Consider the following 16,056-nt stretch of genomic DNA (forward strand, 5'->3'; position numbering starts at 1 on the left):
GCGGTGGCGAGCCGGACCGCGTCGACCTTGGCGTTCGGGGTCATCGGCAGGCCGGTCATCGGCACCGTCCGGGACGGGATCATGTACGCCGGAAGCCACTCCTCGATCCGCCCGGCGATCGTCGCGGCCGGCGCGGGCTCGGCGACGACGAAGGCGACCAGGCGCGGATGCCCGGGCCGCTCTTCGCGCAGGACCACCCGCGCCTCGCCGGTCGCCCCGGTACGCCGGATCGCCGCCTCGATCTCGCCGAGCTCGATCCGGTGCCCGCGCAGCTTGATCTGCCGGTCGGCGCGACCGAGCAGCAGCAGCTCGCCGGTCTCGGTCCACCGGGCCAGATCTCCGGTGCGGTAGCGCCGCTGCCCGTCCTGCTCGACGAAACGCTCGGCGTTCAGTTCGGGGCGGCCGCGGTAGCCGCGGGCGACGCCGTCACCGCCGATCAGCAGTTCCCCGGTGGCGCCGAACGGGACCGGGCCGCCGTCCGGGCCCGCGAGGTGGAACGTCGTGTTCGCGATCGGCGTGCCGACCGTGATCGGCCGGTCGCGGCGTACCCGCAGCGCCGAGGACCAGATCGTGGTCTCGGTCGGTCCGTACATGTTCCACAACTCGCCGGAGCGGTCGAGCAGGTCGGCCGCCAGCTCGGCGCTCAGCGCCTCCCCGCCGCAGAGCAGCCGGGGTACCCGTCCGCTCCAGCCGGCGGCGAGCAGCATCTGCCAGGTGGCCGGTGTGGCCTGCACTATGGTCGCGCCGCTGCTGTCGAGCAGGCCGGCGAGCGCGAAGCCGTCTCGGGTGACCTCGGCCGGCGCGATGTGGACGGTCGCACCCTGGGTGAGCGGCAGCAGCAGTTCCAGGCCGGCGATGTCGAACCCGGCCGTGGTGACGGCCAGCAGCACGTCGTCGGCGGCGCACCCGGGCCGGTTCGCCATCGCGGTGAGGAAGTTGACCAGGTTGCCGTGGGTGACCTCGACGCCCTTGGGCCGGCCGGTGGATCCGGAGGTGTAGAGCACGTAAGCGAGATCGTCGTCGTGGCAGGCGACCGGCGAGCCCGGGGCGGCGTCGCCCGGGTCACCGAGCGGGATGCGGGCGCCGGGTGTCCCGGCCGGCAGGCGGTCGGCGTACGCCGGGTCGACGAGGACCGCGGCGAGACCGGCGTCGGTGCAGATGTGCGCGAGGCGGGCGGCCGGGAAGCCCGGGTCGAGCGTTACGTAGGCCGCGCCTGCGGTGTGCGCCGCCAGCATCGCCACGATCATGGCGGCTCGCCGGCCGGACAGCACACCGACCAGGTCGCCGCGGCCCACGCCGGATTCGCCGAGGGTACGCGCCAGTGCGTGCACCCGCCGGGCCAGTTCGCCGTAGCTGATGGCACCGTCGGCGTCCACCACCGCGACGCGCTCCGGGGCCGACGCCGCGCGGGCCAGCACCAGGCCGGCCGCGGTCACGTCGCGCGGCCGGGCGGCACGGGTGTCGTTGGCCCGGTCGACGAGGGCACGTTCCGCCGCGGTGATGAGGGGCAGATCGCCGATCGGCCGGCGCGGATCGGCGGCCACGGATTCCAGTAGCAGCCGGTAGTGCTCGGCCAGCCGCTCGGCCGTGGCCGGGTCGAACAGGTCACGGTCGTACTTGAGGTAGACCAACGCCTCCGACCCGCGCACCACCACCTCGACGACCAGCGGGTTCTCACCCTCCTGGGTCAGTTCGAGGGCGTCCTGGAAGACGGTCTGCCCGGCGGCCATGTCCTGGTCGCCGCCGACGCCCTGTTGCAGGTAGAAGCCGATGTCGAAGGAGACCGCGGCGCCGCCGGCGCGGCGCAGGTCACCGACCACGGCGGCGAACGGGTAGGAGCTGTGCTCCTCGGCCTGCGCCATGTGGTCGTGCACGGCGGTCATCAGCTCGGCGAGGCTACGCTGCGGGTCGCAGTCGACCCGTACCACCACCGGATTGATCAGGTACCCCACGGTGCGGTCGAACCGCTCGGAGATCCGGCCGTCGGTCGGCACCATGACGCTGATGTCGCGGTGGCCGGAGTGCCGGTGCAGCAGTGCGGCGAAGGAACCCAGCAGCACGCTGAACGGGGTCAGTCCGGCCGCTCCGGCGACCTGGCGGAGGGCCGCCCAGGTCGCCTCCGGCAGCCGGAACTGGACCATCGCGCCGGTGTCGGCGGTGGGCGGCTCGACCCGGTGCCGATCGGTGATCGCGTCGAGGACCGGACCGCTGGAGGCACCGGCCAGCCGGTCGAGCCACCAGCGGCGGTGCTTCTCGGCCTCCGGCCCGTCGAGCAGTTCCTGCTGGCGACGGACGAACTCACGGTACGAGGTGGCCGGCTCGACCGGCGGCAGAACGCCTCGACCGGCCAGTGCGTCGTGGCAGGCCACGATGTCGCGCAGCAGCAGGTGGCTGGAGATCCCGTCGGTGATCATGTGGTGGAACACCAGGAGCAGCAGTGTCCGGCCACCGGGCGCCGCGATCAGCCACATCCGGTGCAGGGGGTCGTGCTCCAGGTCGAACGGGGTGTGCACCAGGCGCCGGATGCGCGCGGCGAACTCCCCGTCGGTGACATGCCCGAGGTCGAGCCGGACCACCTCGGCGGGTCGCTCGGTGATCTCCTGCACCGGCGTGGTCCCGTCCAGTCGGACGGCGATCCGCAGACCCGGCTGCCGCTCCACGACGGCGATCAGGGCCCGGGTGAGCACGTCCGGGTCGATCCCGTCGCCCAGCCACAGCCCCAGCGGCAGGTTGTAGGAGGTGGTGCCGGGCCGGCTCGCGTGAATCGCCCAGAGCGCCGCCTGGCCGCGGCTGAGCGGGTACGGCCCCGGCTCCGGCGCCGGAGCGGTCAGGCCGCGCAGCAGCGACTCGGCGATCTCGTCCGGCAGCTCACCGGAGGCGACCGCGGCGAGGACGTCGCGCAGTGCCGGGCTCATCGGACACCCCCCTGCCGCAGCTCGGCCAGCGCGTCGTCGACCGTGACCGATCCGTCGCGCAGCCCGGCCAGCAGGGCGCCGACTCCGTTGGTGGCGGCCGGGGTGGGGGCCGACGTGGGTGTCGGCTCGGGCACGGCGGCCGGGGTGGGTGTCGGCTCGGGCACGGCGGCCGCGGGCAGCGGGCCGTACGTGTCGTGCACGGCCCGGGCCAGAGCGCGCACGGTCTGCCCGACGCCGAACATGCGGGCGGGTATGTCTACGCCGTAGGCGGCGCCGAGGCGGCGGCTGAGGCGGCGCAGGCCCAGCGAGTCCACACCGACGTCGGAGAGCACCCGGTCGGGTGGCAGACGGTCCGGTGCCATGCCCAGGTGCGCGGCGAGCAGGGTGCGGACGTGGTCGCGCACAGCTGCCTCCGGGTCACCTTCGGTATCCGTTCCGGCCGGTGTCGGCACCGGCTCGAACGGGGGTGCCGGCACAGACGGGGATGCCTGCTCGGACGGAGGTGCCGGTACGCCCGCCGCGGGCTCGGGCCATGTGTCGGTGGCCTGATCCTGATCGATTCCGGCAAGCCCGGCCGCGGCGGCCTGAGCCTGGTCGAATCGTGGCCCGGGGGTGATCCAGTAGCTCTGCCGGGCGAAGGCGGAGGTCGGCGCCGGAACCCGGCGGATCGGTTCCCCCGACCACAGCTCGGCCCAGTCGATCGCAACGCCGTCCACCCACAGCCTGGCGATCTTGTCGAGCTTGCCGGCCGCCACCACGGTGCGCAGGTACTGGCGTCCCTCGGGGCCGTCCAGCAGCAGCGCCGTGCCGGTCCCTTGCCCGTCGCCCGCGCTGACGCCGTCGGCGGTCACACCGGCCAGCCACTCCTCCAGGCGTTTCACCAGCCCGGCGAGGTCGTCCGCGACCACGGCGAGCCGCTCGGCGAAGACCTCCCGGCCGGTCTGCAGCGTGTAGGCCAGGGCGGCCGGGTCCACCTCGTCGGCGTCCCGCGCCCAGCGGACCAGGTTCTCGGCGTTGCCACGCAGCCGTTCGGCGTCGCGGGCGGACAGCACGAACAGGTACGGCCCGGTACGACCGGCGCTCGGCCGGGTGCGGAACTCCTCCAGCACAAGGTGCGCGTTGACACCGCCGAGCCCGAACGAGCTCAGCCCGGCACGCAGGGGCGCCTCGGTGCCGTCCGGGCCGGTGACGCGCCGCCACGGCTCACGGTCGCGCAGCACGTGCAGCGGGCTGCCGTCGAGACGCAGGTACGGGTTGAGCGTCTCCAGGTGGGGATTGCCGGGCAGCTCGCGGTGCCGCATGGCGAGCAGCACCTTGATCAGACCGGTCACGCCAGCGGCCGCCTCCAGGTGACCGGTGTTGCTCTTCACCGCGCCGAGCGCGACCCGGTGCCCGGTGCCGTCGGTACCGTGATCGGCGTACAGCCGCCGGAAGGCGGTCTTGAGGCCTTCGATCTCGACCGGATCGCCCAACTCGGTGCCGGTCCCGTGGGTCTCCACATAGGTCACCGTGCGCGGGTCGGTCCCGGCGCGGTGGTGCGCCGCCACGATGCAGGCGGCCTGGGCGGCCGGGTTCGGCGCGGTGAGCGAGTTGCTGCGCCCACCGTGGTTGATCGCGCTGCCGCGCAGTACGCCGTGGATGACGTCTCCGTCCGCGAGGGCCGCGCTCAGCCGCTTGAGCACCACGACACCCACTCCCTCGGCGCGGGCGATGCCGTTGGCGCGGGCGTCGAAGGCGCGGCAGCGGCCGTCCGGGCTGAGCATGTCGGCCTGGCTCATGTCGACGAACAGCGTCGGCGACGCGATCACGTTGACGCCGCCGGCCAGCGCGACCGTGCACTCCCCCCGCTGGATCGCCTCCACCGCATGGTGCACGGCGACCAGCGACGACGAGCAGGCGGTGTCGATCGTCTCGGACGGGCCGTGCAGGTCCAGCAGGTACGACACCCGGTTGGACAGGATGGCGTGCGCCCGGCCGACGGTGTTGTACCCGTCGAGCGGCACCCCCAGCGCGTGCTGGAGCTCGAAGTAGTCGTAGGTGCTGCTGCCGACGAAGACGCCGGTGTCGGTGCCGGCCAGGTCGGAGGGCCGGATACCGGCGTCCTCGATGGCCGTCCAGGTCGCTTCGAGCACCAGCCGGTGTTGCGGGTCCATCGCGACCGCCTCGGTGGGCGAGATGCCGAAGAAGTCCGCGTCGAACAGGTCCACTCGGCGCAAGAACCCGCCCCAGCGGGCGGTGGTGCGGAATTCCCCCGGCTCGGGGTCGCCGTGGATGCGCCGCCAGTCCCAGCGGTCCGCGGGGATCTCGGTGACCAGGTCGTCGCCGGCGGCCAGGTGGGCCCAGAACTCGTCCAGGTCGTCCGAGCCGGGCAGCAGACCGGCCATGCCGACGATGGCAACGCCGTCCACACGGGCGGGCTCCGCCACCCCGGCGGCTCCGGTGCCCGCGACCGGCCCGGAAGACGGGACGGGCCCGGAGGCAGGGAGGAGCCCGGAAGACGGGACGGGCCCGGAGGACGGGACGGGCCCGGAGGCAGGGAGGAGCCCGGAGGACGGGACGGGCGCGGAAGACGGGAGGAGTCCGGAAGCCGAAGCCGGAGCGGCGACCGGAGTGGTGGGTGCCGCAGGAAGGTAGTGGCGGGCCAGCTCTTCCCCGTACTCCTCGATGATCTTCGCCACCAGCTCGCCGGCGGTGGCCACCCCGAAGAACGCCGCCGGGGTCGCGTCCAGGTCCCAGCGCACATTCACCTGGTGGCTGAGCTTGGTGTACATGATGGAGTCGAAGCCGAACCGGCTGAGCTGGTCGCCCTCGGCCAGCTCGTCCCCCCTCAGCCCGGCCACGCCGCGCACCAGAGCCAGCAGATCGGCGGCCACCGCCGCACGCCACGGTTCGGAGCCCGGCGCAACGGGCTGCGGAATGGCCGGCGTGACAGCCGGCGGAGCCGGCTCCGGGCCGGGCGTCCGCACGCCGATTCCGGCCAGCGCCTGCTCGGTACCCGACACGACCACCACCTGAACCTCCTCTCGGCCGAGCACGCCGGCCAGTGCCTCGATGCCCGTGCGGGGCGGGAGCGGATGAAGACCGGCCGCGGCCAGCCGGCCCCGGTGGCGCTCGGTGAGCGCCGAGCCCGACCACGGCCCCCAGTTCAGGACGCGGACCGGGAAGGGCAGCCGGGCGGCGAGTGCCTGCCCGATCGCGTCCTGGGCCGTGCAGGCGGCGGCGTACGCGGCCTGGCCCGGATTGCCCAGGAACGACTGCAGCGAGGAAAAGATCGCGAAGAAGTCCAGGTCGCGACCCTCGATCGCCTCGGCGACCGCCAGCGTGGTGCCGGTCTTCGCGGTCAGCCCCTCGGCGAACCAGTCCTCGTCCAGCGCCGCCAGTGACCGGTCCCGCGCCACCGTTGCCGCGTTCACCACTCCGTGGATCACGCCGACCCGGTCGAACACCGCCCGCATCCGTTCCGCGTCGCGAGCGTCCGCCTGGTGGAACTCCACGGACGTGCCGGTCGGGTCGAACGCGGCGATCCGGGCGGCCCGGGCGCCCTCCGGGCGGGCCCGGCCGATCAGCACCACCCTTGCGCGGTGTTCCCGGACCAGGTGCTCGGCCAGGTCCAGGCCGACGTCCCCGGCGCCGCCGACCAGCGCGTACGTTCCGCCGCCGCGGAACACCGGCCGGGTACCGGTGTCGTCGAGCGGCCGGAGCACCCGCTGGTACCAGCGGCCCGCGCGCAGCGCATAGTCGCCCGGCGTGGCGGCGGCGACGGCGGTGGCGTCGCCGGGGCCGACGTCGATCGCGCTGATCCGCCACCTCTCGCACTCCCGGCGGGCCGACTTCACCAGTCCGTGCGCCGCCGCCGCGACCGGGTCGGTGATCGGCCCGTCCACCGCCGCGGCGGCGCGGGTGACCACGGTCAGCGTGAGCTCGCCCGCGCCGGCCGGCCGGGTCTGCAGATGCCGGATCACCCGGAACAGCTCCCGGACCGCGGGCTCGCCGCCGGTGACGACCGCGTGCACGACGGCGGGCGTGGGCAGCGACTCCAGCGATGTGGAGGTGACCCGGTGCACGTCGCTCGCCGGGTAGTCGCCGCCGCCGAGCAGCCAGACCGGTCCGTCGGCCGGCGGGCGGGTGCCCACGTCCGCGATGCGCTGCCAGCGCGGCGCGTAGGCGCCCACGGGCTCACCGGGTGCGCCAGGCTCCTCCGGCCGCGCGCCGATCCAGCACCGGCGTCGCTCGAACGGGTAGGTGGGCAGCGGGATCAGCGTGCCGCCGGTGTCCGGCCAGACGGCCTCGGCTCCGGCCACCCACCGGTCGGCCGGTGTGACGCCATCGGGGCGGGCCAGCGCGGGGTGGCCGGTGCCGTCGATCGCCGCGCCGAGGGCCGCGACGAGCGTCGGCCGGTCGGCGGCGGTCACCGCCAGCCGCTCGGTCATCGCGTCCCGGCCGTGCTGCAGTGTGTGGGCCACGTCCACCAGTTCGACGTCCGAGTCCACGGCGGCACGCAAGGCGGTCGCGTAGCGGCGCAAAGCCTCGGGGGTCCGGGCCGAGAGCGGGAACACCAGCGGACCCGCCGACACCGCCGGGACCGCCGGCTCCTCCGGCTCCTCCACCACGACGTGGGCGTTCACCCCGCCGTAGCCGAAGGAGCTGACCCCGGCGCGGCGCCTGCCGCCGCCCGGCGGGCGATGCCAGGGTGTCGCCTGCCGGATCAGCTGGAACGGGCTGCCCTCCAGCCGCAGGTGCGGGTTCGGCTCCCCGAGTCCGGCCACCGGCGGCAGGATGCCGTGGCGCATCGCCAGCAGGACCTTGAGCAGCCCGGCGATGCCGGCGGCGGACTCCAGGTGCCCGATGTTCGCCTTGACCGCGCCCAGCCCGCAGAACGGCTCGCCGGGCAGCCCGCCGTGACGGCGCGCCAGCTCGTCGAAGGCCAGCCGCAACCCGTTGATCTCGACCGGATCGCCCAACTCGGTGCCGGTCCCGTGGGACTCCAGGTATCCCACGGTGGCCGGGTCGACGCCAGCCTCCGTGTAGGCGCGCACGATCATCGCGGCCTGCCCGGAGGGGTTGGGCGCGGTCAGTGAACGGGCCCGGCCGCCGTGGTTGACCGCGGAGCCGCGCAGCAGCCCCCGAACGCGGTGCCGACCCGCCGCGCCGGCCCGGGTCAGCACGACCAGGCCCAGCCCTTCTCCCCGGACGAACCCGTCCGCGCGGGCGTCGAACGCCTGGCACCGGCCGGACGGGCTGAGCATGCCGGTGCGGCTGAGCAGCAAGTGGTTGTGCGGCGACAGGATCAGGTTGATGCCTCCGGCGACCGCGATGTCGCACTCCCCGGAGCGGATCGCCGCGGCGGCGCGGTGGATCGCGACCAGGGAGCTGGAGCAGCCGGTGTTGACCGGCTCGCTCGGCCCGCGCAGATCCAGCAGATAGGACACCCGGTTGACCAGGATGGAGTGCGCGGTCGCGGTGGCCGCGTGCGCGTCGACGGGCACGTCCGAGCGGCGCCGGATCTCGTCGTAGTCGCTGGATCCCGCGCCGACGAACAGCCCGACCGACCGACCGGCGAGCGTGCCGGGCGGCAGTCCGGCGTCCTCCAGCGCGGTCCACACGCCCTCCAACAGCAGCCGCTGCTGGGGGTCCATGCCGGCGGCTTCCTGCGGCGAGATCCCGAAGAACAGCGGATCGAACATGTCGGCGTCGCTGATGAAGCCGCCGCGCCGAGCAGGTACGTCGGCGGGCAGGGATCGCCAGTCCCACCGGTCCGCGGGCACATCGGTGACCAGGTCGTCCCCGGCAACCAGGTGGTTCCAGAAGTCGTCCAGGTCGCGGCTGCCGGGCAGCCGCGCGGCCATCCCGATCACCGCGATCGGGTCGTCGGTTGATGCCCGCGGCGCAGGGTGCGGCGGCGCCTCGGCTTCCGCCGTCTCCGGTACGGCCTGCGCATACCGTTCCCGCACGGTGGCGCCGTAGTCCCGGTCGAGCCGGGCAGCCAGTGCGCGCAGGGTGGCGGTCTCGTAGAACAGGGTGGGCGTCACGTCGAAACCGAAGGTGTCGTTGAGCCGCCCGGCGAGCAGGCTGTAGCTGACCGAGTCGAACCCGTAGTCGCCGATCTCGGTGTCCAGGTCGAGATCCTCGACGGGGATGCCGGAGGCCTCTGAGGTCAGTGCCAGCAGCTCGGCGGTGAACGAGGCGCCGTCGTGTGCCAGGGCCTGCTGCGCCGTGACCCGCCCGGGTGCCGGTGCCGGTTCGGCGGCGGCCACGACGACGTGCTGGAAGTTGCGGCTGGTCTCGCCGTCCGTGGGCAGGGCCCGGAAGCTGTCGTAGCCGACGCCGGTCAGCACCGCGTTCCAGCCGGCCACGTTCAGCAGCGGTGATCCGGGCAGCCGCAGGTGTGTGTCAGTGTGTGCCCACCAGCCGTCGAACAGTCCGTACGTGACGGTGGCGGCCAGGGTGACCGTGGTCAGCTCGTTGAGCAGCAGGTGCCCGCCGGTGCGCAGCATGGTGCGCAGGTGCCGCACGGCGCGGCTCACGTCCGAGGTGGCGTGCAGGACGTTCGCGCCGACGGCGAGGTCGAAGGCGTCCGCGGGGAAGCCCTGGGCGACCGGGTCGGTGTCGAGGTCCAGGCGCTTGAACCGCACGAAGGGGTACCGCGCGCCGAACTCTCGGCGGCCGTGAGCCAGGAACGCCGCCGACAGGTCCGTGTACCAGTACTCCAGGTGCTCGCCGTGGGGAGCGAGGGCGCGCAGCAGACCGGCGGTGGTGCCGCCGGTGCCCGAGCCGACCTCGACGATCCGGATCCGCTCGCCGGGGCGCAGCTGCTCCCGGCGGCGGCTGACGTGCTCCAGCAGCCCTGCGGTGAGCACGTCGTTGTACAGGTCGCTGATCGGGTTGTCCCGGTAGATCCGCTCCATCGCGGAGGTGCCCGAGGCGGGGAACAGCAGGTCGGTGGCGAGCAACTCGCCGCGGAGCAGCATCGGGTAGCGGTCGAGGCAGCGGCGCAGCAGCTCGACGAAGACCGCGGACGCCGGATTGGCCGCGGCCAGTTCGCCGAGGCGCTCGGCGTGCCCACCAGCGAGGGCCTCGGTCAGCGCGGCCCGATCCGGCCGGAACCGGTTCTGGTGGACGGTGAGCACGCCGTCATCGGCGAGCATGGTCAGCAGGGTGTACAGCAGGCGGTCGTAGCGGGGGGTGACACCCACCCGGCGGGCGACCTCAGCCGCATCCGGGTCGGGTCCGTCCCAGGCGCCCATCTCGTGCAGCACGGCCAGCAGTGCACTGCGGGCGAGGGCGGTCATTTTCTGGTCGACGGCGTGGAAGTCGTCGATGACCCGCAGGTCGGCGCTGGTCAACAGCCCGTCGGCAGGTGTCACGGCCGGTGTCGTCCCTTCGCTGGGGGTCATCCGCTCCCGCAGTGCGGCGGTGCCGGGCACCACAAGGAGCTGCGGAGCCGGCCGGCGCAGCGCCTCGGTCAGCGCGGTGAAGCCGGTGTCGGGGGCGATGGAGTGGAATCCGGCGGCGGTCAGTTCGGCGCGGTGCGTCTCGGTGGCGACTGAGCCGACCGTGCCCCAGAAGCCCCAGTCGACGGTCCGGACCGGGTATGGCAGGCGTTCGTCGAGGGTGTGCGCGTAGGCGTCCAGGAAGGTTGATCCGGCCGCGTAGTTGCCCAGGCCGGGCTCGCCGAGGAAGGACTGGGCGGAGGAGAAGAAGAGCAGGAAGTCGAGTTCCGATGCGCCGATCGTGTCCACCAGAGCGGCGGCGACACCGGACTTGGCCGCCAGGCTTTCCGCGAGGTCGTCGTCGGAGAGGTCGCGGACCAGACGGGAGCGCTGCGCCATCGCCGCGTGCATGATCCCGTGCACCTGGCCGACCTGCTGCAGTACCGCGGCGAGCTGCCCGGCGTCGGAGGCGTCGGCGCGGAAGTAGCGGATCCGGTGCTCGGCCGCGAGGTCGGGACGCTCCCGGCGGCCGACCAGCACCACCTCCGCGTCCCACTCCACGACCAGCTTGCGGGCCAGGGCCAGGCCGATACCGCCGCCGCCACCGACGATCAGGTAGCGGCCGCCCCGGCGCAGCAGCTCGGGGCCGTGCGGGGCGGGGGCCTCGCCCAGCACCTGCCGGTGCGCGGTCGTCCCGGTGTAGGCGATCCGGGTTCCGCGCCGCGCCGGGGCCGGCAGGTCCGCGGTCAGATGGGCCGGGTCGAGGTCGACGACGGCGACGGACCACCTGCGGTGTTCGTTCTCCAGGACCCGGGCGAAGCCGTGGACCCCGGCCGCGTACGGGTCGGTGAGCCGCCGTCCAGGCGGGGCGGCCGCCCCCGCGGTGACCACGATCCAGTCGATCTCGGGCAGCCGGGCCCAGCGGCGGGCGTACGCGGCCAGCGCCCGGACCCCGGCCGCTTCCCCGCCGGCGACCCGCGCGGCTTCGGATCCGGCCGTGGGCGCCGGCCCGGTGAGCAGGTAGACCACCCGTGGGTCCGCGGTCACCGGGCCACCGATCTCGACGAGTTGCGCGCCGGGATTCCGGGAGGCCAGTTCGGCGGCCAGTGTCATCCGTTCCGGTGCGTAGAGCACCACGACCGGACCGTCCGGTGTCACCGGCTCGGGGGCGGGACAGGGCTCCCACCGTGGAACGTCGGCGCCCGGGGACACTGGCTCGGGGCGCGGCACGGTCACGCCGGGCGCATCAGCGGTGCCCGGGCCGGTGGCTCCGGTTCCGTCGGTGCCCGTCCCGACCCAGCAGCGCACCCGCTCGAACGGGTAGCCGGGCAGGGAGATCTTGCGGGCCCGCCGTTCGCGGTGCAGCACGCCCCAGTCCGGGGCGGCGCCGTTCACCCAGGCCGCGGCCAGCGTGTCCGGGTCGGCCGAGGCGGGCGTGTCGACCGGCTCCGTGGCGCGTCCCCGGTGGACGCGCGACTCGTCACCGTTCAGGAAGGCCCGCAGCGCCGCGCGGAGTTCCTCGACGTCGGCGGCCACCACGGCCAGCCGCTCGGTCATCGCGTCGCGCCCGACCTGCGTGGTGTGGGCGATGTCCGCCAGCGAGACGGTGCCGCCCAGCGCCGCGGCCAGGCCGGACAGGCTCGACTGGGCGTCCACCCGGGGTGGTTGCCCTTCGCTGCGGGCGGCCACGGCCTGCATCAGCCGGCGCAGATCGTCCGCGTCCAGGCCCAGCTCCTCGAAGGAGGCGTCCCGGTCGGCGCCGGCGAGCCCGGCCGCGTCGGCCAGGTCCGCCAGCTGGTCCCCGGCGGGCAGCTCGGCGTAGCGCTCGGCGAGCAGGCGCAGGGCCCGCGGGGTGCGCGCGGACAGCAGCACCACCTGTGGGCCGTCTCCGGTGCCCGGTGCCGGTTGCGGGTACTCCTCGACGACGAGGTGGGCGTTGCTGCCCCCGGCGCCGAACGCGCTGATGCCGGCGCGCCGGGGCACGTCGCCGGTGGTGTGCCACGGGCCGGCGTCCTGCTGGACGCTGAGCGGGGACTGCTCCCAGTCGATCGCCTCGTTCGCCGGTCGCGCGTGCAGCGAGGGCACCAGGGTGCGGTGCCGCAGTTGCAGCAGCACCTTGGTCAGTCCGGCGATGCCGGCCGCGGACTCCAGGTGCCCGATGCCGGACTTCACCGAGCCGAGCCGGGTGCCGCCGGTTCCGAAGACCTGGCTGAGCGCGGAGATCTCCACCGGATCACCGAGGGCGGTGCCGGTGCCGTGCGCCTCCAGGTAGCTCACCGTGGCCGGGTCCACGCCGGCGCGGTGCAGCGCCTGCCGGACCACGTCCGCCTGCGCCGCCGGGTTCGGGACGTAGAAGCCGCCGGCGCGTCCGCCATGGTTGACCGCGCTGCCTTTGATCACCGCGAGCACGCGGTCGCCGTCCGCCACGGCGGCTGCCAGGGGTTTGAGGACGACGACACCGACGCCCTCACCGGGGACGTACCCGTCGCCACCGGCGCCGAAGGCCCGGCACCGCCCGTCCGTCGAGACGAACCCGACCTGGCTCAGGTGCAGATATTTGTACGGGTGGACGATCAGGTTCACGCCGCCGGCCAGCGCCAGCTCGCTCTCTCCGGAGCGCAGGCTCTCGCAGGCCAGGTGCAGCGCTGTCAGCGACGACGAGCACATGGTGTCCAGCGCGAGGCTGGGACCGCGCGCGTCGAGGAAGTAGGAGACCCGGTTCGCGACCGACGAGGTGAACGACGTCGGCAGCACCGGCAGCTGCTCCTCGGCGCCGAGGCCGAGCATCTGGTACTGGGTGAACATGACGCCGGCGAACACGCCCACGGGCCGGCCGGCGACCGCGGCGCGGGGGATGCCGGCGTCCTCCAACGCGTGCCACGCGGTCTGGAGGAATAATCGTTCCTGCGGGTCCATGCCCTCGGCCTCGCGCGGGGTGATCCGGAAGAACGCGGGGTCGAACTCGTCGATCCCGTCCAGGAAGCCGCCCCATTTGCTGTACGAGCGCCCGGCGGCCCGCTCCGGTTCGAAGAAGCCGGCCAGCCGCCAGCGCCGTTCCGGGATCTCAGTGACGCAGTCGCGTCCGTCGAGCAGGTTCGCCCAGAACCGGTCCAGGTCCGGAGCCATCGGATAGCGGCCCGCCACGCCGATCACGGCGATGTCCCGGCCGGACGGCTGCGGATCGCCCGCAGGTGCCGCGAGGGGTTCCCGCACGGTCGTCGCGGAGGAGTAGCGGACCGCGGCCACAGATGGTTCCGGGATCGTGGCCACGGAACTGGTCTCCGGCTCGCGCAGCTCCAGAGCCCGGCGGGCGTGGTCGGGTCGTCCGTGCAGTACGACGACCTCGCTGCCCCGGTGGTCCCGGATCGCGTCGAGGATCGCAAGGCCCGCGTCGGTGGGCAGCGGTACCTGGCCCTGCCGCCGGAACACCGCCTCGGTCGCCGCGTCGGTGCGCATGCCCCCGTCCGCCCACAGCGGCCAGGCGACCGAGGTGAATCCGTACTCACGGGCGCAGGCGTCGACGAAGGCGTTCGCTGCGGCGTAGTCCGCCTGTCCGATGTTGCCCGCGACACCGGTCACCGACGAGAAGGCGACGAAGAAGTCCAGGCCGAGATGGCGGGTCGCGTCATGCAGCAGCAGCGTGCCGCGCACCTTGGGCGCCAGGACCGCCGACAGGTCGTCCGGTGACTTCCCGGCCAGCAGGCCGTCCCTGAGGACCCCGGCGGCGTGCACCACCCCGTCGAGGCGGCCGTGCCGGGCGAGGATCCCGTCGACCAGGGCCTGGACGTCGGCGGCCACGGTGACGTCGGCGCGTACGAACTCGGCGTTCGGCGACTCCCTCGGCGTGGTACGCCCGGCGAGTACCACCGTGGCGCCCTGTGCGGTGAAGGACGCGGCGAGCGCACGGCCCAGGCCGCCCGCGCCACCGGTGATCAGGTAGACACCGCCGGGCCGGAGCGGCCGCGTGCCGCCGGGCGCCGCGTCGCGGTAGCGACGCACGAGTCGGCCGCCGTCGTGCCGGACCCAGGTCTCGCCGTGGCCGGACAGTTCGCAGAGAACGGCCCGGGGATCGGGGTCGCCGGCGCATTCCACCGCGGTCACGGCCAGGCGCGGCTGCTCAAGGCGGATGGTGCGGGCCATTCCGGCCACCGCCGCGGCGACCAGCGGCTGGGCGACGTGCACCACCGGCACCGGGGCGTCCAGCAGCACCTGGGCGAGCGCCAGCATCTCCCGGCACGCGGTCTCCACGCCCTCCGGCAGGTCGTCGCCGGCCCGCGGGCCGAGGTGCACGACCGCGTCCGGGGCGCCGGGCAGGTCGGCCAGCAGGGCTCGCAGATCGTCCGGCGCGCCGGGGCGCAGCTCGTACTCCCGCTCCCCCAGCCGCCGGAAAGCCGGGCCGCGCCGGGCGGTGATCTGATCCGGCCGCAGCCGGGCGTCGCCGATGACCAGCAGGGACCCGGTCGACGGCGGGTCCGGCCAGGCCGCCGGCTGCCATGTGCCGGTCAGGCAAGCGGCGGTCGCCGGGGTGTCGTCGGACGGCGGCGCCTCGGTGCGCCGCCGGTCCGGGATCAGGCCGGCCAGGTGGTCCGTGACCGCGTCGACGGTGGGGTACTCGAACAGCAGCGTCGGGTAGAGCGTGATGTTCCACCGCTCCTCGAAGGAGCGGACCAGGGAGAGCAGGTCCGTCGACTCCAGACCGAGGTCGTAGAAGCCGCGGTCACCCTCCACCTCCAGTAGGTCCGGGTCGGCCGCGACCTGCCGGACCAGCTCGACGATCTCGGCGCGCAGCGAGGCGCCCGACGCGGGCGTCGGAGTGGCCACGGGCTCGGGTGCCGCGGTCGCCGAGGCGGTGAGCCGGGTGATCGCCTCGGTGGAGCGGACCCGCTTGAGGACCAGGCCGGTGAATCGGGCGGCAGGCGCGCCCGAGGCGTCGTAGAGGTCGATGTCGGCCTTGACGATGTCGGCGGCCGGGCCCGCCGGGGTGAGCCGCATCGCCACCGTGCACGTGTCGCCGAGCGGCCGCACCGCGCGGAACTCTCCGATGTGCAGGGGGATCAGCGGCCGCTCGTCGGCTCCGGCCTCGGCGAACGCCAGCGTGTACGCCTGCATGGTCGCCCCGTCGAGCAGGGCCGGGTGCAGCATGAAGTCGTCCGCCGTGGCCCGCGCCTCGGCGCCGAGGGCGAGTTGCGCCCGCACCGTGCCGGCCTCTACCCGCATCGTGCCGTGACAGCGCATGAAGTCACGGTGTTCGATCCCGACCGACCTGCCGATCGTGTAGACCTCGCCGATGTCGCGCGGCGGTGCGGCTCCCGCCGGACTCGGCGATCCGGTCAGGGCCGGCAGGCCGACGCGGAGGATGGCCCGTAGGTGCGTGGTCTGCCCGTCGTCGGCCGGAGCGCCGTCGTGGACGCGCCGGCTGGTCGCGGTGACACGTGTGAGGTCGCCGTCCGGTTCGAGCAGGACCGTGACCTCCCGGTCGAAGTCCTCGGTGGTGGTGAGCGGCTCGACGAAGAGAACGTCGCTGAGCCCGGCGCCGCCCGGCTCGATACCGCGCTCGCCGAGCAGGCGGTACACGATGTCGAGGAAGGTCACCCCGGGCAGCGTGCGCACCCCGTGTACGCGGTGATCGTCGACGATCGGGTTGTCCCCGGTCAGCCGAAGAAGGCAGCGAACAGCCAGACGGTCCACGTGTTGTCTCCCCGTGGTCGCAG

The 16,056-nt window shown here is 74.1% G+C and carries 2 protein-coding genes (1 of these 2 running past the window's edge); both read right to left on the bottom strand.

What is annotated here, in order from left to right; genetic code table 11:
- A protein-coding gene (locus JIX56_RS00480) for a non-ribosomal peptide synthetase (RefSeq protein ID WP_257536760.1) crosses the window boundary here: on the bottom strand, nt 1-2,915 show its 5' portion. It extends 1,714 nt beyond the left edge of the window; the window shows 2,915 of its 4,629 coding nt (coding positions 1-2,915); it begins with the start codon at nt 2,913-2,915; its stop codon lies beyond the left edge, outside the window.
- On the bottom strand, nt 2,912-16,033 hold the full coding sequence (locus JIX56_RS00485) for an SDR family NAD(P)-dependent oxidoreductase (RefSeq protein ID WP_257536761.1): 13,122 nt from the start codon (nt 16,031-16,033) through the stop codon (nt 2,912-2,914). Before JIX56_RS00485 ends, JIX56_RS00480 begins: the two co-directional genes overlap by 4 nt.
- Between the last annotated feature and the right edge of the window lie 23 nt (nt 16,034-16,056).

This window comes from Streptomyces sp. CA-210063 (genome assembly GCF_024612015.1).
Lineage (GTDB): Bacteria > Actinomycetota > Actinomycetes > Streptomycetales > Streptomycetaceae > Streptomyces.